General features: G+C 35.6%; 22 protein-coding genes. 13 read left to right on the forward strand and 9 right to left on the reverse strand.

All coding sequences use genetic code 11. The annotated features are described in order from the left end of the window. The 3 genes from B9N71_RS12930 to B9N71_RS01300 form a co-directional block, all read left to right on the forward strand. The coding region (locus tag B9N71_RS12930) for a hypothetical protein (RefSeq protein ID WP_167370033.1) at positions 1–730 on the forward strand (730 nt) is incomplete at its 5' end. Continuing rightward, positions 723–1,571 carry a hypothetical protein gene (locus B9N71_RS01295; RefSeq protein WP_085163843.1) on the forward strand — a complete coding sequence of 283 codons (849 nt, stop codon included), beginning with the start codon at positions 723–725 and terminating at the stop codon, positions 1,569–1,571. The genes B9N71_RS12930 and B9N71_RS01295, both read left to right, overlap by 8 nt. Continuing rightward, positions 1,564–2,394 (forward strand): hypothetical protein, encoded by an 831-nt coding sequence (locus B9N71_RS01300; protein ID WP_085163844.1) that lies wholly within the window; start codon positions 1,564–1,566, stop codon positions 2,392–2,394. Before B9N71_RS01295 ends, B9N71_RS01300 begins: the two co-directional genes overlap by 8 nt. Before the next feature lie 147 nt (positions 2,395–2,541). Here the strand turns inward: B9N71_RS01300 and purM are convergent, their stop codons facing one another. The 6 genes from purM to rsmE all read right to left on the reverse strand — a co-directional run bounded on the left by purM (position 2,542) and on the right by rsmE (position 6,991). Beyond that, entirely contained in the window at positions 2,542–3,579 is a 1,038-nt protein-coding gene (purM, locus tag B9N71_RS01305; protein WP_085163845.1) for a phosphoribosylformylglycinamidine cyclo-ligase, read from the reverse strand. 98 nt (positions 3,580–3,677) lie between these two features. Next, on the reverse strand, positions 3,678–4,088 hold the full coding sequence (ruvX, locus tag B9N71_RS01310) for a Holliday junction resolvase RuvX (RefSeq protein ID WP_085163846.1): 411 nt from the start codon (positions 4,086–4,088) through the stop codon (positions 3,678–3,680). A 3-nt stretch (positions 4,089–4,091) separates the two neighbouring features. Beyond that, positions 4,092–4,649, reverse strand: coding sequence for a YqgE/AlgH family protein (locus B9N71_RS01315; protein ID WP_034910961.1), 558 nt, complete (start codon positions 4,647–4,649; stop codon positions 4,092–4,094). 21 nt (positions 4,650–4,670) lie between these two features. After that, entirely contained in the window at positions 4,671–5,123 is a 453-nt protein-coding gene (locus B9N71_RS01320) for a GNAT family N-acetyltransferase (RefSeq protein WP_065590487.1), read from the reverse strand. Positions 5,124–5,126: 3 nt separating this feature from the next. Next, on the reverse strand, positions 5,127–6,083 hold the full coding sequence (gene gshB / locus B9N71_RS01325; RefSeq protein ID WP_065590488.1) for a glutathione synthase: 957 nt from the start codon (positions 6,081–6,083) through the stop codon (positions 5,127–5,129). 182 nt (positions 6,084–6,265) lie between these two features. Further along, positions 6,266–6,991 carry a 16S rRNA (uracil(1498)-N(3))-methyltransferase gene (gene rsmE / locus B9N71_RS01330; RefSeq protein WP_085163847.1) on the reverse strand — a complete coding sequence of 242 codons (726 nt, stop codon included), beginning with the start codon at positions 6,989–6,991 and terminating at the stop codon, positions 6,266–6,268. A 97-nt stretch (positions 6,992–7,088) separates the two neighbouring features. Here rsmE and folB point away from each other — a divergent pair, with 97 nt between their 5' ends. From folB to B9N71_RS01350, 4 genes are all read left to right on the forward strand, one after another. Then, entirely contained in the window at positions 7,089–7,460 is a 372-nt protein-coding gene (folB, locus tag B9N71_RS01335; RefSeq protein WP_085163848.1) for a dihydroneopterin aldolase, read from the forward strand. Further along, positions 7,438–8,493: an MBL fold metallo-hydrolase gene (locus B9N71_RS01340; RefSeq protein WP_208610402.1), complete on the forward strand. Its 1,056-nt coding sequence runs from the start codon at positions 7,438–7,440 to the stop codon at positions 8,491–8,493. Before folB ends, B9N71_RS01340 begins: the two co-directional genes overlap by 23 nt. Before the next feature lie 63 nt (positions 8,494–8,556). Continuing rightward, positions 8,557–8,763 (forward strand): hypothetical protein, encoded by a 207-nt coding sequence (locus B9N71_RS01345; RefSeq protein ID WP_065590490.1) that lies wholly within the window; start codon positions 8,557–8,559, stop codon positions 8,761–8,763. A gap of 1 nt (position 8,764) precedes the next feature. Further along, entirely contained in the window at positions 8,765–9,193 is a 429-nt protein-coding gene (locus B9N71_RS01350; protein ID WP_065590491.1) for an EamA family transporter, read from the forward strand. A 91-nt stretch (positions 9,194–9,284) separates the two neighbouring features. Here the strand turns inward: B9N71_RS01350 and moeA are convergent, their stop codons facing one another. From moeA to rsmI, 3 genes are all read right to left on the reverse strand, one after another. After that, positions 9,285–10,511, reverse strand: a complete 1,227-nt coding sequence (moeA, locus tag B9N71_RS01355) for a molybdopterin molybdotransferase MoeA (RefSeq protein ID WP_085163849.1) — start codon at positions 10,509–10,511, stop codon at positions 9,285–9,287. 165 nt (positions 10,512–10,676) lie between these two features. After that, positions 10,677–11,768: a redox-regulated ATPase YchF gene (gene ychF / locus B9N71_RS01360; protein WP_034910937.1), complete on the reverse strand. Its 1,092-nt coding sequence runs from the start codon at positions 11,766–11,768 to the stop codon at positions 10,677–10,679. Positions 11,769–11,973: 205 nt separating this feature from the next. Next, positions 11,974–12,801 carry a 16S rRNA (cytidine(1402)-2'-O)-methyltransferase gene (gene rsmI / locus B9N71_RS01365; RefSeq protein ID WP_085163850.1) on the reverse strand — a complete coding sequence of 276 codons (828 nt, stop codon included), beginning with the start codon at positions 12,799–12,801 and terminating at the stop codon, positions 11,974–11,976. Between the two features lie 417 nt (positions 12,802–13,218). Between rsmI and nlpD the strand changes: the two genes are divergently transcribed. The 6 genes from nlpD (at position 13,219) to B9N71_RS01395 (ending at position 18,527) form a co-directional block, all read left to right on the forward strand. Continuing rightward, positions 13,219–14,289 (forward strand): murein hydrolase activator NlpD, encoded by a 1,071-nt coding sequence (gene nlpD, locus B9N71_RS01370; RefSeq protein ID WP_085163851.1) that lies wholly within the window; start codon positions 13,219–13,221, stop codon positions 14,287–14,289. A gap of 118 nt (positions 14,290–14,407) precedes the next feature. Continuing rightward, positions 14,408–15,160: a 2,3-diphosphoglycerate-dependent phosphoglycerate mutase gene (gene gpmA, locus B9N71_RS01375; RefSeq protein ID WP_065590495.1), complete on the forward strand. Its 753-nt coding sequence runs from the start codon at positions 14,408–14,410 to the stop codon at positions 15,158–15,160. A 113-nt stretch (positions 15,161–15,273) separates the two neighbouring features. Then, a complete protein-coding gene (locus B9N71_RS01380; protein WP_034910926.1) occupies positions 15,274–15,852 on the forward strand; it encodes a thymidine kinase in 579 nt (192 codons plus the stop codon). A gap of 178 nt (positions 15,853–16,030) precedes the next feature. Further along, complete coding sequence (locus B9N71_RS01385) at positions 16,031–17,239, forward strand: aldose 1-epimerase family protein (protein ID WP_065590496.1); 1,209 nt, start codon at positions 16,031–16,033, stop codon at positions 17,237–17,239. A gap of 238 nt (positions 17,240–17,477) precedes the next feature. Next, entirely contained in the window at positions 17,478–18,071 is a 594-nt protein-coding gene (locus B9N71_RS01390; RefSeq protein WP_034910921.1) for a UbiX family flavin prenyltransferase, read from the forward strand. Between the two features lie 141 nt (positions 18,072–18,212). Beyond that, positions 18,213–18,527 (forward strand): PNPOx family protein, encoded by a 315-nt coding sequence (locus B9N71_RS01395; protein ID WP_143421978.1) that lies wholly within the window; start codon positions 18,213–18,215, stop codon positions 18,525–18,527. Positions 18,528–20,841 lie beyond the last annotated feature (2,314 nt).

Here is a 20,841-nt window from a genome sequence, read left to right on the forward strand (position 1 = left end):
GTTAGGCTACTTGCCTCCCGTTGAATTTAAAAAACACTTACCCCTTAATTTTTTGTTTGAAAATGTGTTGCCATTCCAGTTGAGGAATGTTGTATTTAGTATTGGTAAGGCATTATCGGGGGTGTTGGGGGGAATTGCGTCTTTTTTGTTGATTTTTAATGATATAGATAAATTTAACAAAAGTGATAAAAAGCGTCATAGTACATCTTTAAAGGTATTGCTGAGTGTTAAAATTGTTACATTATTTATAACGGGAAGTGCTAGTATCCTTATAGGATTTTCCTATCACTTTATCTGGTTTCGGCGGTTTTTAACTACTCGATTCACATTCTGGATGATTAAAATGTTAGGTAAAGGAGTAGGTGTGCAGAAAATTGCTTCTATTTCTGGACTACGGTTGGTCTTATGGAGGTTTGGTGGTTTGGTAGGTTTAATCGCCATGGCATTAGATTTTGCGGTTACTATGCTATCTGACGATAATCTTGAAACTTGGCTTAAACGTTGTGCCTTGCGCACCGATAAATATTTAATGCCTCATAATAAAAGTCATATCTATCAAACCCCACAACAGCAAACCACCGCGTTTGAAACTGAAGTATTAAAAGATATGTTTGATATTAACAAAAATGAGTCACAAGCTAATAGCAATACCAACTATACTATTGATATTGATGAAGCATTAGCATTAATTGAACAAGATATGGATGAAAGAGGATTTTTAAATGGCTAAATACAGCTTATTAAAAGGCACCGTCAGCTACCTGCAAGTGAAGGATGACCCGAAAGAGCTACGCGCTGATGATATCGGACTGTTAGCAATGATTGGGCTAATGATTGTCGGAGCATTTGAACTTATTGGTGTTTTAGTCGGGTCGTTAACATCAGGCAGTATTACCCTAGAAGGCAAAAGTTTTCAATGTTATGTAGGTCGTAAAGAGGTGCAAGGAAAATTAGAGCATATAAGTTTTAAAGACGGCGATTATGTAGAAATGGTGGTAGAACAAATTGACGATAATCATTATCAATCCTATGCCACGCGCATGCCCCAATATCATGCTTTATACTTTCCAAGATCGGTCGGAGTAACGACACTACAAATGTTAAAGTATCTTACAATAGGTGTTGGCATATTTAGCTTATTTGCTTATGTAGTTTTAACAATTATGATGTATATTCAGATAAAATTAGATATTACATCGCTAATTATTTTTACTATATCAAATATTATAACGTTCCTATTTTTTTTAGTTTTATTTTTTTTATTATTAGGAGGTCGTTATACGTTTATCAGTAATCGTATATATTCGGCTTTGGGCTACCCTAAACCTTGGCTACATGATAGTTCAAAAGAACATGCGCGCTTTAAAAAACTTAACCGCTCAGGTGATCCCGAATTATATGATGATCCACAAACTCCAGAATTTGAACGAATTAAAAAACTTGACCCTTATGCTAACTATTATTGCCGTACCCCCATTTTGCCCAATTGGGTTAAAATAATTGATGAACGAGGTTTTACCCCAGATCAAAGCGAACAACCAATAGAAGATCAGGGTCAAACCAATGGCTAAATACAGCTTATTAAAAGGCACCGTCAGCCACCTGCAAGTGAAGGATGACCCGAAAGAGCTACGTGCTGATAATATCGGCCTACTGGCAGTAATTGGCTTGGCAATTGTCGGCATGTTTGAGGCAATTGGTGCTTTAATTGGGGCATTAACCGCAGGCAGCGTCACACTAGAAGGCAAAAGTTTTCAATGTTATGTAGGTCGTAAAGAGGTGCAAGGAAAATTAGAGCATATAAGTTTTAAAGACGGCGATTACGTAGAAATGGTAGTAGAGCAAATTGATGATAATCATTATCAATCCTATGCTGTGCGCATGCCCCAATATCATGCTTTATACTTTCCGAGATCGGTCGGTGTAACCACTTTCCAATTGCTAAAGTATTGTTCAATTTTTATTAGTGTAATAGGTGTGTTATCCTATTTTTTATCGCTTTTATCGATTTTTAGTGTTTCAAAATCATTTGAAGAGTTTTTTGATTTATTGATTATTGGTTGCTGTGTTAGTTTTTTTCTAATATTGTTATTCTTTTTTTTGGTAGGAGGTCGTTATACATTTATCAGTAATCGTATATATTCGGCTTTGGGTTACCCTAAACCTTGGCTACATGATAGTTCAAAAGAACATGCGCGCTTTAAAAAACTTAACCGCTCAGGTGATCCTGAATTATATGATGATCCACAAACTCCAGAATTTGAACGAATTAAAAAACTTGACCCTTATGCTAACTATTATTGCCGTACCCCCATTTTGCCCAATTGGGTTAAAATAATTGATGAGTGGGGATTTGTGCAAAAAAACACAGAGCAAGAAGAAAACTCAAATTAATAATACCAATAACTAAATGCGATTTATTAAATGGATCGTTTAGATGTTTGCTAAATGTTTTAGGCGGTGATAACGATTTTGAAAGGTGCATATTATCCATCCAACTAATTCATTATATTAAATGGATGGATAATATGAAAACACAAATTATTTTATTACAACGCGCTCGCTTGATGTGGTGTGCTTTATTTCACCTAATAACCATGCCTTTTCACCATGATTATTTAGTAAAGTAATTGCTTTATTGGCTAACTGTTTTGGTAAAGCAATAATTAAGCCAACACCACAGTTAAAAGTTCGATACATTTCGTGACGGCTAACATTTCCCGATTGTTGTAACCAATTAAATATTGCTGGCCATTGCCAACTAGCTTCATTAATGACTGCTTGAGTATTTTCAGGCAAAACACGAGGAATATTTTCCCAGAATCCACCGCCAGTTATATGGGCAATGGCGTGCACATCAACTTGAGTAATAAGGTCAAGAACGGACTTAACGTAGATCTTAGTTGGTGCAAGTAGATGATCGGCAAGAGTTTTGCCACCTAACTGTTCAGTGGCAGGATTTACACCGCTGACTTCAATTATTTTACGCACTAATGAATAGCCATTAGAATGAGCACCGCTTGATGCTAATGCAATTAATGCATCACCATCTTGTACTTTGCTACCGTCGATCATGGCTGATTTTTCAACAACACCAACGCAAAATCCTGCTAAATCATAGTCATTACCATGATACATACCAGGCATTTCAGCTGTTTCGCCCCCAACTAAGGCACAACCTGATTGTTTACAACCCTCAGCAATACCAGTTACCACAGTGGCTGCAACATCAACATTAAGTTTGCCGGTAGCATAATAATCAAGGAAAAATAAAGGTTCAGCACCTTGTACAATCAGATCGTTAACACACATTGCTACTAAATCGATGCCGATTGATTCGTGGCGATTTAAATCCATTGCTAGACGTAATTTAGTCCCGACACCATCGGTACCAGATACTAAAATAGGTTCTTTATATTTTTGTGGAATAGCACACAGTGCGCCAAAGCCACCCAGTCCACCCATAACCTCAGGTCGTTTGGTTTCTTTAACAACAGATTTAATACGATTAACAAGTTCATTACCAGCATCAATATCGACACCAGCATCTTTATAACTAAGAGAATTGTTGTTTGACACGGTAAGTAGTCCTTACAATAAAAAGTTGTTGCTATTTTAGCAAGGATGAAATTTAATGGCGATTAATTATTTACAAAATAACCAATTAAATAAAATTACTAATTATTTTCAAACCAACTTTCTAAAATAATGATTGCCGATGTAGCATCTACATGACCTTTTTTCAGTGCACGAAAACCACGAGATGCAAATATATGAGATTTAGCTTCAACAGTTGATAAGCGCTCATCTTGCAAATGTACTTGATAACCAAATCTGCCATGCAACCGATTAGCAAATTTACGAGCTCGGGCTGTTAATGGTTGTTCGGTGCCATCCATATTTAGGGGAAGCCCAACGACTAAAAAATCAGGTTTCCACTCATTTAATACCTTTTCGATAGCTTGCCAGTTAGGAATACCATCGCGGGCTTTAAACGAGCATAAAGGATTGGCTGTTTTAGTTATATCTTGTCCAATAGCCGCTCCAATACTGGCAGTGCCAAAATCAAATGCGATAATGGTTGCCATGGGTCATGCATTTCCCATTTGGTGTGAAATAGTATTCATATTGATTCCAAGTGATTGAGCAGCTTTTTGCCAACGTTCATCAATGGCAACTTCATAAATAATTTGAGGATCGGCATCAACCACTAACCAATCATTACGAGCAATTTCATTTTCGAGTTGTAGAGACTGCCAGCTTGAATAACCTAAAGCCAAAAAGATATTTTGGGGCTGTTCAGGAGAGCCGATTGATTTAAGTGCATCAAGCGAAGTACTAATCATCACATCATCTGAAATCTGAATACTAGAAGCAAACCCATCTAAAGGTGTGTGTAAAATAAAACCCTGTTCATCAGCAATGGGGCCACCACAAAATACAGGTTGTTCTAGTTCTGCGCAACTTGTAGGTGATGTAATTTCTAAACGTGCAAGAACGGTTGCCACATTAAGTTCAATAATTGGTTTATTAATCATAATCCCCATAGCGCCATCACGATTATGTTCACAAATATAAATAACTGAATGACTAAACATAGAATCATCAAGTGTTGGCATTGCGATAATAAAATGGTTTTTTAAATTCATAGTTTCACATTCAAGTTAATTTTATAATGCACATTTGCCAATTTTAACGTTGTGTTCAACATTACAGTGCATTAATAGTTCTGGTTCATTTGTTTCTTCATTGATCGATTCTGAAACAATTTCAAAATTTTGAGAAAGATAAAAGTTAATCGCATTAGTATTTTTTTTATAAACATGTACCAACAGTTCGTTATGGCGTTGTTTTGCTTTTTCAACAAGAGCTTTACCTGTTCCTTGTCGGCGAAAAGCTTCATCTACAAATAGACCTGAAATATAATTTTCAGTTATACCGATAAACCCTTTAACTCCATCAAGGTCTTGAACGTATAAAGTAGACATTGGAATTAACATTTTTACTAAATCACAATTTTGTTTAAAAAACTCAGGATTGATAAAGTTATGAGCTTGCAAATTACCTTGCAACCATATTGTCATTACGCTATTTAAATCTTCAGATTTATATTGTCTAATCATTGTTTAACTCTTTTTATTTAATCGATGTTCTATTGCGTCCATTAACATACCGGTAATTGAAAGGCCTGGGTTAGCTGCTTCAATTTCACGAACACAGGTTGGGCTGGTAACGTTAATTTCGGTTAACTTATCACCAATGATATCAAGTCCTACAAATAGTAGGCCTTTTTCTTTTAAAACTGGGGCGATGCTTTTAGCTATATGCCAATCGCTTTCGCTTAAGGCTCTAACTTCACCATGTCCTCCAGCAGCAAGGTTGCCACGAGTTTCACCTTTTTGAGGGATTCGTGCTAAACAATAAGGTACAGGTTCACCATCAACCACTAATACACGTTTATCACCGTCTTTAATCGCAGGAATAAAGTTTTGAGCCATACAATAACGTGTGTTATGTTCGGTTAACGTTTCAATAATCACTGAAACATTGGGATCGTCTTGTTTGATTCGAAAAATGGATGATCCCCCCATGCCATCAAGTGGTTTTAAAATGATATCATGGTGTTGTTCGTGAAAAGCTTTGATATGCTGTGTTTGACGCGTAACCAAGGTTTTTGGTGTAAACTCGGCAAACCAAGCGGTAAAAAGTTTTTCGTTACAATCGCGTAGGCTTTGTGGTTTATTGACAACCAATACACCTTTAGCTTCGGCACGCTCTAGAATATATGTAGCATAGATATACTCAGTATCAAAAGGTGGATCTTTACGCATTAAAATTGTGTCAAGGTCACTTAGTGGAATCGTTTTTTCTTGCCCAAGTTCAAACCAATGATCTTTATCGTTATAAACTGTTAAAGTGCGAGTTGTGGCATAAGCTTCGCCAGTATCTAGAAAAAGGTCATTCATTTCGATATAAAAAAGTTCATAACCCCTTTTTTGCGCCTCAAGTAACATGGCAAAACTGGTATCTTTTTTTATTTTGATGTGACTAATTGGATCCATTACAATGCCCAGCTTTATCATGATGACTCCTTACCTATTTTGTCTTTATAAAATTGTTTTATACTGAAACATGGGTATTCCTGAAACTTTTTAACAGGTTTTTAATCATAATACCCAAATTAAAATTTAATATTTGTTGTTATCATACTCGTTACAAGTTCAGTTGCAAAGCAATCATTACTTATCATTTGTATAAGATATATTTATCCAAGATCGCCTAAATGTACTTGTAAGGCGGTGAGAGCCGTTAATGCTGCAGTTTCTGTTCGCAACACTCTAGGGCCGAGTAAAATGTCAGAAAAATGATAGTTATGTGTCATGCTAATTTCATTATCAGATAAACCACCTTCAGGTCCAATTAGTAAGTAAATTTGTTTATGCGTATTAGTTAACTGTCTAATACCATATTCAGCTTTGGGGTGTAAATTGAGTTTTAAGCCTTCAGTTAAACTAGCACACCAACTTTCTAACTTCATTACTGGATGAATAACTGGGATCACGTTTCGACCGCATTGTTCACAAGCAGAAATAACAATTTTTTGCCATTGCTGAATTTTCTTTTCGAGCCTTTCTTCATGAAGTTTGACGCCACAACGTTCAGAAAGGAGTGGGGTGATACTCGCTACGCCTAATTCGACTGATTTTTGAATTGTAAACTCCATTTTTTCACCGCGTGAAATCACTTGCCCTAAGTGAATTTCTAACGGTGATTCACGATTATCTAAAATGGGCAAAGAGGTTTTTACTGTAACTGTTTTTTTATTGATTTCATGTATAACTGCAGGAGTAATATGGTTTGAACCATCAAATAAAATAATATTTTCACCTACTTTCATGCGTAACACGCGAATAAGATGGTTAAATGCATTATCATCTAGGGTAACAAGACTATTTGGCTCAATGGTAAATGGTTGAAAAATTCGAGTCATAATTTTGTATATCTTATATTATTTGCAATAAATTATAGCGTAATTTAACAAGATTCGGTAATCTCTATTTAATGTAACTTATGTTTTGGAATCAGGTATGAATACATATAGCAAAGATAGGGTATTAATCGAAGGATTAACTGTTTTAACCACCATCGGCGTATATGAGTGGGAAAAGACCATCAAACAAAAATTAATTATTGATCTTGAAATGGCGTGGGATAATAAACCTGCTGGAGAAAGTGATAACGTATCACTTTGCTTAGATTATTTTGTGGTTAGTCAAACTATAACACAATTGGTTGAATGTTCGAATTTTGAATTGATTGAATGTGTTGCTGAGCGTATTGCTGAGCGTATTATTAAACAATTTTCGGTTAATTGGCTTAAAGTTAAAGTATCCAAACCGAATGCAATAGCTAATGCTCGAAATGTTGCTGTAATAATTGAACGTACAGCAAATAAATAAACTAATTAGTGGTAAAGATACTGTAACAATGATAGATAATAAAAAGCAAGATTTAATTACTACCAAAAAACATCATACAGCTAAAGGGTTTAGGCACGACGAATCTTTTAAAATAAAAATAAGTGAGTTTTTGCGTTGGCGTTTTGAACGTAAAGTTTTACCTCCTAAAGAAGGTTATCACAACTTTAATCAGACGTGGTTTGAGCAAATAAATCTTGACTTTCCCGATGATAGAGTTTGGTGGATTGGTCACTCGACAACATTGATTCGTTTAGGCGGTAAAATGATTCTGACAGATCCTATCTTTTCTAAACGAGCTTCGCCATTACAATTGATCGGACCGAAACGTCGCACACCTCCAGCTTTAGAAATCGAACAACTACCGCAGATTGATTTTATTGTAATTTCACATAACCATTATGATCATCTTGATTATCATAGCATTCGGAAATTAATTGCGTGCTTTCCTAATATTGTAATAATGGCTCCTCTTGGTTTAAAAAAAGCATTATTAAAATTGGGAGCAAAACAGATTACTGAATTAGATTGGTGGGATAGCGTAACTGTTGATGGGCTTACTTTTTCGGCAACGTCGGCTATACACTGGAGCAATCGTGGATTATTTGATGTAAATAAAGCATTATGGTGTGGTTGGGTGATTCAATCTAATATTGATAATCAAGATCAATCAAAGACAGTCTATTTTATGGGGGATACATGCTATTCTGCTGAATTAAAAGAGATCGCTAAGCGATTTCCTTCAATTGATTTGGCATTAATTCCAATTGGGGCTTATGCACCACGTTGGTATATGCAATCACAGCATATCGATCCTAAACAAGCTGTGCAGTTATATGACGAACTCAATTGTCATTGTGCAATAGCCATTCATTGGGGGGCATTTGAATTAGCTGATGAACCATTAGATGAACCACCTCAATTATTAATTGAACACAAAGCCGAGCGCGCTTTTCATCTATTAAAAATAGGTGGTAATTTAGCTATTAAACGTATCAATTATGAATTAAAATAACTTCAATAGAAACAAATATAATACCTATAATTATTTAATGTATTTGCCAAAAAGGAGAAAGAAATGAAAGTAGCAGTTATTGGGCTATCTTGTTTAATGTTTAGCCTAGCATTAGTTGGATGTGGTGGAAAAAACGACGAAGGCAAAACTTATCATTGGTCAAAAGCGCACGGTGTTTTAGAGGATTGTCGTGGTGTAATGAATAAATCTCAACAATGTAGCAATAATTCGAATAATCAACAATATTTATTCAAAGTAGATAAATATTAATATGAGTGCATGGCTGATTTACGCATTACTTTCTGCCATTACTGCGGCCAGTGTTGCTATTTTAGGGAAAATTGGTTTACAACATCTTGATGCTAACACCGCTACTGCAATTCGTGCCGTTGTAATGGCCATTTTTTTAGTCGGTGTGGTTGTTGTTCAAGGTAAATTAAATCTTATCAACACTTTTTTTAATGATAAAAAGGCATTACTTATTATTGCGCTAAGCGGTATTGCAGGTGCGTTATCTTGGCTATTTTACTTTATGGCGATCAAAGAGGGCAAGGTGTCGCAAGTTGCGCCAATTGACAAATTAAGCGTAGTTTTTGCTGTTGTGTTTGCTGCTGTTTTATTTGGTGAAAAGATCTCGTTGTTAGCTGGCGTTGGTGTCGCTATGATTGCAGTTGGTGCGATATTAGTGGCACTATTTTAATTGTGCACCAACGAACGCTATTGCCTTGGTTTATTGATATGCGTGGCTTTATAGGAGGCAGAATTCATAAACCATGGCTTGAACTATAACATCACTTAAGTAATGTATTAAACAGTTCAACATTCACCATTTCGCCTTCACTAACATTACCACGATCTTGTTCAAGCACAATAAAACAGTTAGCTTGGTTAAATGACTGCGTAATATGAGAACCTTGTTGACCAGTTGTTGTTACTTCTAACTCACCTTGTTTATTAATTTGTAATATTCCTCTTTGAAAATCTAATCTCCCGATTCTTTTTTTGACGCTGGTAGCAATTTTTACTTTGAAAGATAAATCGATTGATGTTAGTTGTTGTCCTGAAAGCACTAAAATAAGTGGTTGTACCAATTGATAAAAAGTCACTAAAGTTGAAACGGGATTACCAGGTAAACCACAAAATAGTGCATTGCCAATTTTGCCAAAGGCAAAAGGCTTGCCTGGTTTCATTGCAATCTTCCAAAAATTGATTTGTCCTAATGTTTCAAGTGCAGTTTTGGTATAATCAGCGTCACCGACGGATACGCCTCCACTTGTTATCACCAAGTCAGCTTGACTTGATGCAGTTATTAACGCTTTTTTGATTTCGGTAAGATCATCAGCAATAATACCGAGATCAATAACCTCACAGTTAAGTTTGGTTAATAATAATTTTAGTGTGAAGCGGTTGCTGTCATAAATAGCGCCATTGCCAGATAATGGCTGACCAATGGGGGTTAATTCATCACCCGTTGATAAGATGGCTACCTTTAATTTTTTAAAGACAACAAGATCACTAATGCCTAATGTTGCAAGTGTCGATAGTGTTGGTATCGTTAATTTAGTCCCTTTGTTGACTGTGATCGCACCTTTTTTAACATCTTCACCTATACGACGAATATTATCGCCAGCTTTTACGTTACTTAAAAAGGTAATCGCTAGATCAGATTTTTCGGTCTGCTCCTGCATAACAACCGCATCGGCATCATTTGGCACTGGAGCTCCTGTCATAATGCGTAAACAAGTGCCTTGTGGCCAATGAAGATTGTTTATATCATCACCAGCAAAAATAGCGCCAGCCAGCGGCAACAATTTTGATTGTTTAAGATCTGCTAACCGAACCGCATAACCATCCATAGCTGAATTATCAAAACTAGGTACATTAATAGGGGAAATTACAGGTTCAGCGGTAATCCTTTCTAATGCATCAAATAACGTAACTTTCTCACTATGCAGCGATTTTATGGTTAATGCGCTTTGAAGTAGTTGTTGCTTGGCTTGTTGAAAAGTGAGTAACATAAAAGTGGGCTGTCCTTATATTTACCAATCTATTATTGGTTCAGTTGACAAAAAGTTTCAGGTAACACTACGTTTAAGTAAAAAAATAAATTTTATATCAATATTAATTAGTTATTATGGACATCAATATAACAACGTCGCCAAAAGGCGACGTAAAATAATCAACTATACATTAAATAAGAAGTTCATAATATCGCCATCTTGCACGATATAATCTTTACCTTCAGCACGCATTTTGCCAGCCTCTTTAGCGCCTTGTTCACCACCATATTTAATAAAATCATCAAAAGCAATGGTTTGCGCACGAATAAAGCCTTTTTCAAAATCGGTATGAATTTTGCCTGCTGCTTGAGGTGCGGTATCGCCAACCGAAATTGTCCATGCACGAACTTCTTTTACGCCTGCGGTAAAATAAGTTTGCAGATTAAGTAAGCTATAGCCAGCACGAATTACACGATTTAAGCCTGGTTCGGTTAAACCTAAATCTTGCATAAACTCATCACGATCGGCATCATCAAGTTCGGCTAGTTCTGCTTCAATGGCTGCACAAACAGGTACGACAACAGCTTTTTCTTGTTCCGCTATTGCTTTTACTTTATCTAAATAAGGATTATTTTCAAAACCATCTTCATTAACATTGGCAATGTACATAGTTGGTTTTAACGTTAAAAAACTAAGGTATTTGATGGCTTCAAGTTCTTCTTTGCTAAGATCTAATAAGAGTAGCTTTTTGCCTTGCTCAAGATGAGGTAAACACTTTTCAAGGATTTCCACTTCAAATTTGGCGTCTTTATCACCACCTTTAGCGCGTTTTTGTTGGCGAGTTATTGCTCGTTCACACGCTTCAAGATCGGCTAATGCTAGCTCGGTATTGATAATTTCGATATCTTCAGCAGGATCGATTTTACCCGCAACGTGGACAATGTTCTCGTTTTCAAAGCAACGCACTACATGACCGATAGCTTCTGTTTCACGAATATTAGCTAAAAATTGATTTCCTAAACCTTCGCCTTTTGATGCGCCTTTAACAAGCCCAGCAATATCAACAAATTCCATGGTAGTAGGTAATGTGCGTTGTGGTTTAACAATTTTAGCTAACTCATCTAAACGGGGATCTGGCATTGGTACAACCCCAGTATTTGGCTCGATAGTACAAAACGGAAAATTAGCCGCTTCAATGCCAGCTTTAGTTAGTGCGTTAAAAAGCGTTGACTTACCTACATTCGGTAATCCGACAATCCCACATTTAAATCCCATACTGTTTGTTACCTTTTTTGTTTTAAAATATCTTAAAAATAAGGGGCGATTATATACTAAATTGCGCTATTTGTGCTAATCTTCTTATCGATAAATCAACCGATAATTAAGCAAATTAGTAATAATCATTTAGTTTATTATCCAATCAACGCTTTCTAAAAACCGTTTTATAAGCTATACCAAGTAATATAACTTAACGACACAATTATTGTTCGGAACCTAAACCAATTTGATAAAGTTGATTTTTTTTAAGTCCATATATTTCAGCCGTAATGGCTGCTGCTTTTTTTAGCGGTAATTCTTTTTGCAATAGTTTAAGGGTACTAATTGCCTGAGGATCAATATCATCATCGCATTTGATATGACCTTGAACAATCAATACAAATTCACCTTTTTGGCGAGAAGTATCCTCGTTTAGCCAATTAATCAGCTCATTAACCTTAAAACTGACAATGGTCTCCCATGTTTTGGTTAGTTCCTTAGCTAAAATGATCTGCTTATTTGGTCCCCAAATAGTTTGCATATCGTTAAGCGTGTCTAATAAGCGATGTGTTGATTCATAAAAAATCATTGTTCGAGGTTCGTCTAACAATTTTACAAGACAATCTTGGCGAGCTTTAGCTTTAGCTGGTAAAAAACCTTCATAAATAAACTTATCTGACGGCAACCCTGATGCACATAAAGCAGCAATCGCAGCACAAGCACCAGGAACGGGAACTACTTTTATGTTATTTTCGCGACAAGCCTTAACTAAATGATACCCGGGATCATTAATTAACGGAGTGCCGGCATCAGAAATCAAAGCAATTGATAAGCCAGATTTAAGTTTTTCAATCAAAATACTGGACTTTTCTTGTTCATTATGATCATGTAAAGCAAACAATTTTGCTTTTATTCCAAGATGTTGTAAAAGTAAACCGCTATGGCGAGTATCTTCAGCCGCAATAAGATCGACACTTTTCAGTGTATTGATGGCTCTGAGTGTAATATCATCTAAGTTTCCGATGGGAGTGGCAACAATATATAAAGTCATTATTTTAAATCACATTAAATTTTTTTAGAAATACGGCAAAGGTACTGTACGAAAACCTATTTTATTGTATATACTCGTTACATTCAAAATAAATCCGACAAAGCCTGAATAATTAGTTAATCAAAAGTAGAAAAATAGCTTGCTTATAACAAAATTAAGCATAAGCTGATTGGGATTATACCTTTGGATAATAAAGAAATTATATTAGCTCAGTTTGAATTTTAGTGGTTATAGATCGCAAGAATAATCAAATAACAAATTTAAGGTTTTCATCGTGAAATTCTAGATGAATTTATTGATTTAACTAATAACTAATCAATATAATAGCGTTTTTACTATAAAAACGCTAAAATGTGCTGATAAAATAAGATGTATAAATGCTATTGAACGCAAAATAGTCAAAAACAAAATTTACGAATGAAAGGTGTTGCTTTGAAAAAAATACTTACATTAAGTTGCTTAAGTTTGTTGATTGTTGCTTGTACGCAAACTGAGCAGGCCGAAATTGAAGATATTTCTGGCGCAGGTGGATCATCAACTTCTTCTGTCTATACCAAACCACCTGCCAATATATCAACAGGCGGTAGAACAGTTTCTACTCCTACTAATCATAACCTTCCATCATCAAGACAGGCGACGGTTTCAAATTCCAACACCGCTAATAATACTAGCACGGTGATTAGTAATGAGCGTATTGTCTATAATCGTAATTACGAAGACATTCCAAAAGGCGGATATCAAGGCGATACTTACACTGTTAAACGAGGCGATACTTTATTTTATATTGCATGGGTAACTGGTAATGATTACCGTTCACTAGCAGCTAAAAATAATATCAAAGAACCATTTGCCGTTAATGTTGGGCAAGTATTAGACGTTAGTGGCGGAACTGTTGTGGTAACACAAAAAACCACAACCAATAATACAACGACAAATAAATCAAACAACAATAATTCATCTGTAGTGATTGGACAAGCTAAAACTAAACCAACAATAACCAAAACAACAACGACTTCAATTACCACAATAGATAAAAATAAACGTCCAACAACAACTGAAACAACTGAAACAATCACTGAACCGCTAGATGATTCTACTAGAAGTCCAACTATAAATTCAAAAGCAGTCAATATTTCATGGCGATGGCCTGCACGAGGCAAGATTATTGAGAAATTCTCAAAGGCAAGTAAAGGTATTGATATTTCGGGTTCAATTGGCGATAAGGTTTTGGCTGCGGCTGATGGACGCGTTGTTTATTCTGGTAATGCGTTACCAGGTTATGGTAATTTAATCATTATTAAACATAATGATGACTATTTAACAGCATATGCGCATAACCAATCTATATTAGTAAAAGAACAACAAGCCGTTCGCGCAGGTGAGCAAATAGCCACAATGGGTGCAACTGGCACTTCGTCAGTTAGATTACACTTTGAAATTCGTTACAAAGCGCAATCAGTTGACCCGTTAAAATACTTACCCAAATAATAAACGTTTTGAGTCAGTCTGGTTGGCTCAAAACAAATGGGCATGCACGGTAATAACCTAGCATGTCTATGACAGAATATACCAAAAATTTAATCTACGTAACAAAGGAGTTATATTCATGGCAGTTAAAAAATTAGTGCTAATTCGACATGGAGAAAGTGTTTGGAACCAAGAAAACCGTTTTTGTGGTTGGACTGATGTTGATTTATCTGATAAAGGTAACAAAGAAGCGGCTGAAGCAGGTAAATTACTAAAACAAGAAGGTTTCGCATTTGATTATGCTTACACTTCAGTATTAAAACGTGCAATTCACACATTATGGCACGTTTTAGACGAAGTAGATCAAGCATGGTTACCTGTTGAAAAAAGCTGGAAGCTAAACGAACGTCATTATGGCGCATTACAAGGTTTGAATAAAGCTGAAACAGCAGCAAAATATGGTGATGAACAAGTAAAATTATGGCGTCGTGGCTTTGCAATTACACCTCCTGCACTTGAAAAATCAGATGAACGTTTTCCTGGTCACGATTCACGTTATAGCAAACTACCTGAATCAGAATTACCATTAACCGAAAGCCTAGCATTAACTATTAAACGTGTACTACCTTACTGGGAATCAACAATTGCTCCACGTGTAGCTAAAGGTGAACGTGTTATCATTGCTGCTCATGGTAACTCACTTCGTGCATTGGTAAAACATTTAGACAACATCAGCGATGATGATATTATCGAACTAAACATCCCAACTGGTGTGCCATTAGTGTATGAATTTGATGACAATATGAAAGTTATCAAACACTACTACCTAGGCAATGCTGACGAAATCGCTGCAAAACAAGCTGCTGTTGCCAACCAAGGTAAAGCAAAATAATTATTCAATAAACTATTAAAGAGGTAGGTTATTTAACTTACCTTTTTTATTATCCAAATTATCATTTTATTTAACCACTTTTATTGATTTAATCTAATTTTGAGAATTTAATTTTGTCTAAAATCTATTATATATATGGCGTAATGAATGCCGGAAAATCCACAGAGCTTTTACAAATTGACCATAATTATTTAAGTAATAATATGCAGACTTTATTACTTAAATCATCAGTCGATACTCGTGACTCGGCAGTTGAAATTGTTTCTCGCTTAGGATTACGCAAAAAAGCGTTACAGCTTGATGACACAACGGTTGATGAAATTATTGAGCATATCAAACAAAGCAATTATGCCTGTATACTAATCGATGAAAGCCAGTTTTTATCGCGTAATACTATTTGGAAGTTATCTGATGTATGTGACGAATATGGCGTACCAATCATGTTTTTTGGTATCAAAACCGATTATATGGGACACCTGTTTGAAGGTTCTAAAACACTACTTGAAATAGCCGACAATTTTAGAGAGCTCAAAACTGTATGCTGGTGTGGCAAAAAAGCAACTATGATTTTATTGGAAGGACAAGACGGTAAAATTGTTAAATTCGGAAATTCTATTCATCTAGGTGATAGCGAATACCACTCAGTATGCCGAAAACACTGGAAAGCAGGGCAAATAAGGCCTAAAAACTGATCCTTTTAAGATTTCACACTTATTTCTTTCAACAAATTGCTTGTACATATGCAATATGCTTTTGGAAAAGTGTGAATAAACTCTCATTTTTGCGATTTTCTTTTTGTTGATTCTTTTTATTTTATGTCATATTAACTGACACGATTCAGTATTATTTTGTTAACTATGAGGAATCACCATGAAAATCAAAATTATTTCACTAGCTGTTGTGATTAGTTTAGTTAGTTATAATGCCAATGCTAAAGAATTTGTATTAACTGATAACGAAAAAGGTATTGCCAAAGGTAATTGGTCAGTTTCGAGTCAAGATTTAGGAATAAAAGGTTCAAAATTCGCTATTCAAAATACGATCCTTAAAGGTGGTAAACAAGACGGAACTGAACTACTAACAATTTCTAGTGATAATTTCACTATTAAATTAATTCCAACTCGTGGATTAGGTATTTTGTCTGTTGTTGGTGATGGTGTTCGCATGGGATGGGATTCACCAGTAGATGAAGTCGTTCATCCTAAATATATTAACTTAGAAAGTCGGGCAGGGCTTGGTTGGCTAGATGGCTTTAACGAAATGATGGTTCGTTGTGGTTTTGAATGGACAGGTCATGCTGTGCAAGATAGTGGCATCATGTATACGCTTCATGGCCGTGCGCAAAATACACCTGTTTCTAAATTAATTGTTGATGTATCGGACAAAGCACCGTACACCATTACAGTTAAAGGGTTAATTAAAGAAAATACTTTCAAAAAAAGCAATTTAGAAACTTGGGCATCGCTGATCTATGTGCCAGGAAGTAGAGAATTTACGGTCCACGACGTTCTCACCAATAAGAGTGATTATATCCGTGATTATCAAATTATCTACCATAGTAATTTTGGTACACCTATTCTTGAAGATGGTGCTAAATTTGTTGCACCAGTTAAAGAAATATCTCCATTTAACGATTATGCTAAAGGTGGCCTTGATACATGGCAAACTTATCTAGGTCCAACTAAAGATTTTGATGAAATGGTATTTAATGTTTATCCTTTTTCTGAGGAGAATGGCGAAACACAAGTTATGGTGACCAATAAAGCAGGTGATAAAGCAGCTGGTATTAGTTTTAATACTAAACAGCTACCCGTACTATCATTATGGAAAAATACCGATACCCTCAAGCAAGGTTATGTTACAGGCTTAGAGCCAGGTACCAGTTTTGCTTATCCAGTGACTATCGAACGTGAGCAAAAACGTGTACGTCAGCTTAAACCAGGACAAAGCACTGAATTTACTTTAACTTATAGTTTATTATCTAGCAAAGATGCTGTAACAAAATATGAACAAAAAATTAAAGCTATTCAAGGAAAGCAAGAAACAAAAATTGTAAATGAACCAATAGCTAAAGAATAAATTATTAAAAATGGCTACCAACCTTATATGGTAGCCATAAAACAACCTAATAATCTCAACACTTTTCCCTTATTTTAGTATTCATGATAGTAGCCTTAGCTACTTGATTCGCTATCAATAGATAGGTATAGTCACTAAATTAATAACTAGCTTTAATATCGCTTATTTTTAAATGTACAATATAATTTGTAGACTAAATAAAATAATGATTAACAATATTTATTAATATAGGATAAACATGACTCTCCAGCGGATAGTGATTGGCATTAGTGGTGCAACAGGGTTTGCTTATGGAATAAAAGCGTTAGAGCTTTTAAAATCACTTGATATTCAGACTCATTTAGTAATATCAAAAGCAGCACAAATAACGCGCGCTTACGAATTCCCTAACACCAGCATAGCACAAATAGAATCACTAGCTGATAAAGTATATTCTGTCAACAATATTGGTGCGGCCATTGCAAGCGGATCGTTTAAAACTATGGGTATGCTAATTGCACCTTGCTCAATGAGGACTCTAGCTGCCATAGCACATGGCTTATCAGATAACTTACTTACTCGTGCTGCTGATGTTGCATTAAAAGAGCGTCGTCGCTTGGTATTAATGGTTCGTGAATCACCCTTAAATTTAACGCACCTAAAAAACATGGAAACCGTGACACTTATGGGTGGTGTAATATGCCCGCCAGTACCAGCTTTATATCAGCATATTGAATGTTTGGATGATATCATCACCCATAGCGTAGCAAGAGCACTTGACCTATTTGATATTAACATCCCATCGCTACCACGATGGGGCGAAGATCTGCACCTAAACACTAAAACCGAATAACATCAATAAATAAAAAATATGCAAGCCGACTCTAAAATCATAAAATTTATTAAAAATAACCATGTATTATCGCTAAACGTAATCTTACCAGACAACAAACCATGGGCATGTAACACCTTTTATGTTTTTGATGAATCGGTAATGTGTCTGTATCTTCTTTCCGAATTAAAAACCGAACACGCTAAAGCCATGTTAACAAACCCACTAATAGCGGGCACGATCAGTATTACGCCTAAGACGGTTGCACAGATCCAAGGGATCCAATTTCAAGCTCAAGCAACACGATTACAAAAACAACAAGCTGAGCATGCCTATGCGCTATATTATCGGGCATTTCCCTTTGCAAGAGTTATCAAAGCACCAATTTGGGCATTACAGTTACATTATGTGAAAATGACGAATAATTTGCTGGGATTTGGGCGTAAAATTTATTGGAAAAAAGAAGAAGATTTTTAGATTTCTCTAAAAACTATAATTTTACTCATCCCTCCTGTAATTAACTTATTTGAATAAAAGCAAATAAAATTAATATCTTACCTGAATGATTTTGAGCAAAAACACACTTATAGCACCACAATGTTAATAAGTTCGCCTTATCAGAGCGCCAAAATATGCCGATAACGAAGTAAAGCTAGCACGCCAAACAGGGCTGTTTGGTGTGTTTGCGTGTTAGATGTTATCATCAATATTAATCATTCCGTAAAAGTCAAAAAGTCTGAAATCAGACATCATAATTTAGTTAAAAAATTCACCTATTTTTATAACTGAATCATTTCTATCTTTATGTTTCTTTAAATTTATTTACATTTCTTTACAAAAAAGTCCGCCAAAAAACTAGCCAACTATTTTTTTTACGGCTATACTTTCACAGCTTTAGAAAAATAAGCGGATAATTATAAAAAATTGAAATAAAACAAAATATTACTTGACAGGTGGAACAAAATGCAGTACCCTTTTAGGCACAAGGCACAAGGNNCAAATAATCCTATTCGACGAGAGTTTGCACGAAACTCATTTATATCTTCAAAATTATCTCTCGAATTATTATTGAAATTATTCACAAAATTATTTTCAAAAATCCCATTGGTATTAACATCATTGTTGTTATTGCCGTACTCTTTTGAATCGCAGGCTTTATCGGCCACGACTTCTGAGCGCATTCACGGTACTGCGCCTTATTTAACTATTGATGGTGGTACTACTAAATTGACTACCACAGATGACTTATTAAGTATTAAGTTATCGGACGGTCGAATATTCACACCGCAAAATAATCCTTCATCATCAACAAGTCCGATTGTGTTACCTGCAATAGGTCAAAGTTTTGCTGATATAGACATGTTGGTTCCGCAATCAAGTAATTCAATAAGTATAAATGGATTAGTTGCGCAGGGTAAGTGGGGTGATGATGATGGAGATGGAAATGAAGATAGTATAACAGCAAGTGGGAATATCACGCTGAGTATTACTGATAAAAATAACCAAACGGTTAATCGTAATGAAGTATTAACGATATGTAATGCGCCTTATAAAGTAGAGTTAAGTAGTACAGAAGGTTATTTAAAAACTTTGTATGGTGTACCAGATATTAATACCTTCACAGAAAGTCGTACAACATATTATATCAATCCAAAATCATCGGCAGCTATCTGTTTTGCAAGGCCGAATCTAAGAGAAGGTAAAGATTATTTTGCTGGTCCAGTTGATATATGGAACCCTGATAAAGGGTTTTTAACTCAATCAGCTACGCCGTTACAGTATGGTCGAAATTTTCCAACAACGGGCAGTGATGGATTGTATTTTGATTTAATCATAAGTGGCGTTGATAGCGAGCAGTTAACTTGGGCTCCAGTCACACGTGAAGGAATAACTGCTACTGTGATAAAAACGGAAGTAAATTGGTGGGATTGGTGGCTTCCCATTGGAGAGAAAGTAACTCGCGTTATGTTAACAGGCCCTAAAGCAAGTGATGCTCAAAAACAAACAGACAGCCCAGGTCCAATTCCCAAACCAAATTTACCGCAGGTATTTGAACTAGAGGGTAAAGATAGTAATAAAAATGTGGTAGTAAGATATGGATTTGTTCTGCAAAAGTGGTTTGTGCATCGTGGAGAAAGCGATAATACTTATTTTAATCAAACATCTTGGTGTAATAGTGTAGGTTATCGTGTTCCACAGGTAAAGGATTTGACTAATGCAGTTTGTGCTGGTCTTTTGGGTGATAATTGTAAAGGAGATATTGGTGCTAAGCCATCTTCAAAAAATAATGTGTACGAGCGCCATATAGGTGCTGGTTTTTTTGCGGAGTGGGGTATGGTTTATTATTACTTCGGCGATAACAAGTCTATTTTTACCACTAGCATAACAAGCGACATTAGTGAAAGTGGTGGGTTATTCCACGGTTTGCCATACCTCGTAAGCGATGCTGCCTATGGTATGATATTCCATCATGATAATCTAAATTCGAATATTTATAATGCGATTTGTGTCACTCCTTAGCATTTATTATTTGGTATTTAATCCTTAGGGCGGGGGTTATAGAGTAAACAAGGTAACAAAGAACCAAGCCCAGCGCATGTTGGGGCTTTGAGCAGGCAAAGCCTGCGAGCCTAGTGCTTTAATGACTAAAAGCCAAAATAACGCCAGACCGAGACAATTTTAAAGTTTGCGCTTTTGTTATTAACTAGCTGTTATTAATAAGTTGTTATTAAATAGCTATTATCAAATAACAAAAGTGCCTTTCTTAAAAAGCCAAATTCAACGTAATAAA

It is taken from the genome of Gilliamella bombi (genome assembly GCF_900103255.1).
Classification (GTDB): domain Bacteria; phylum Pseudomonadota; class Gammaproteobacteria; order Enterobacterales; family Orbaceae; genus Gilliamella; species Gilliamella bombi.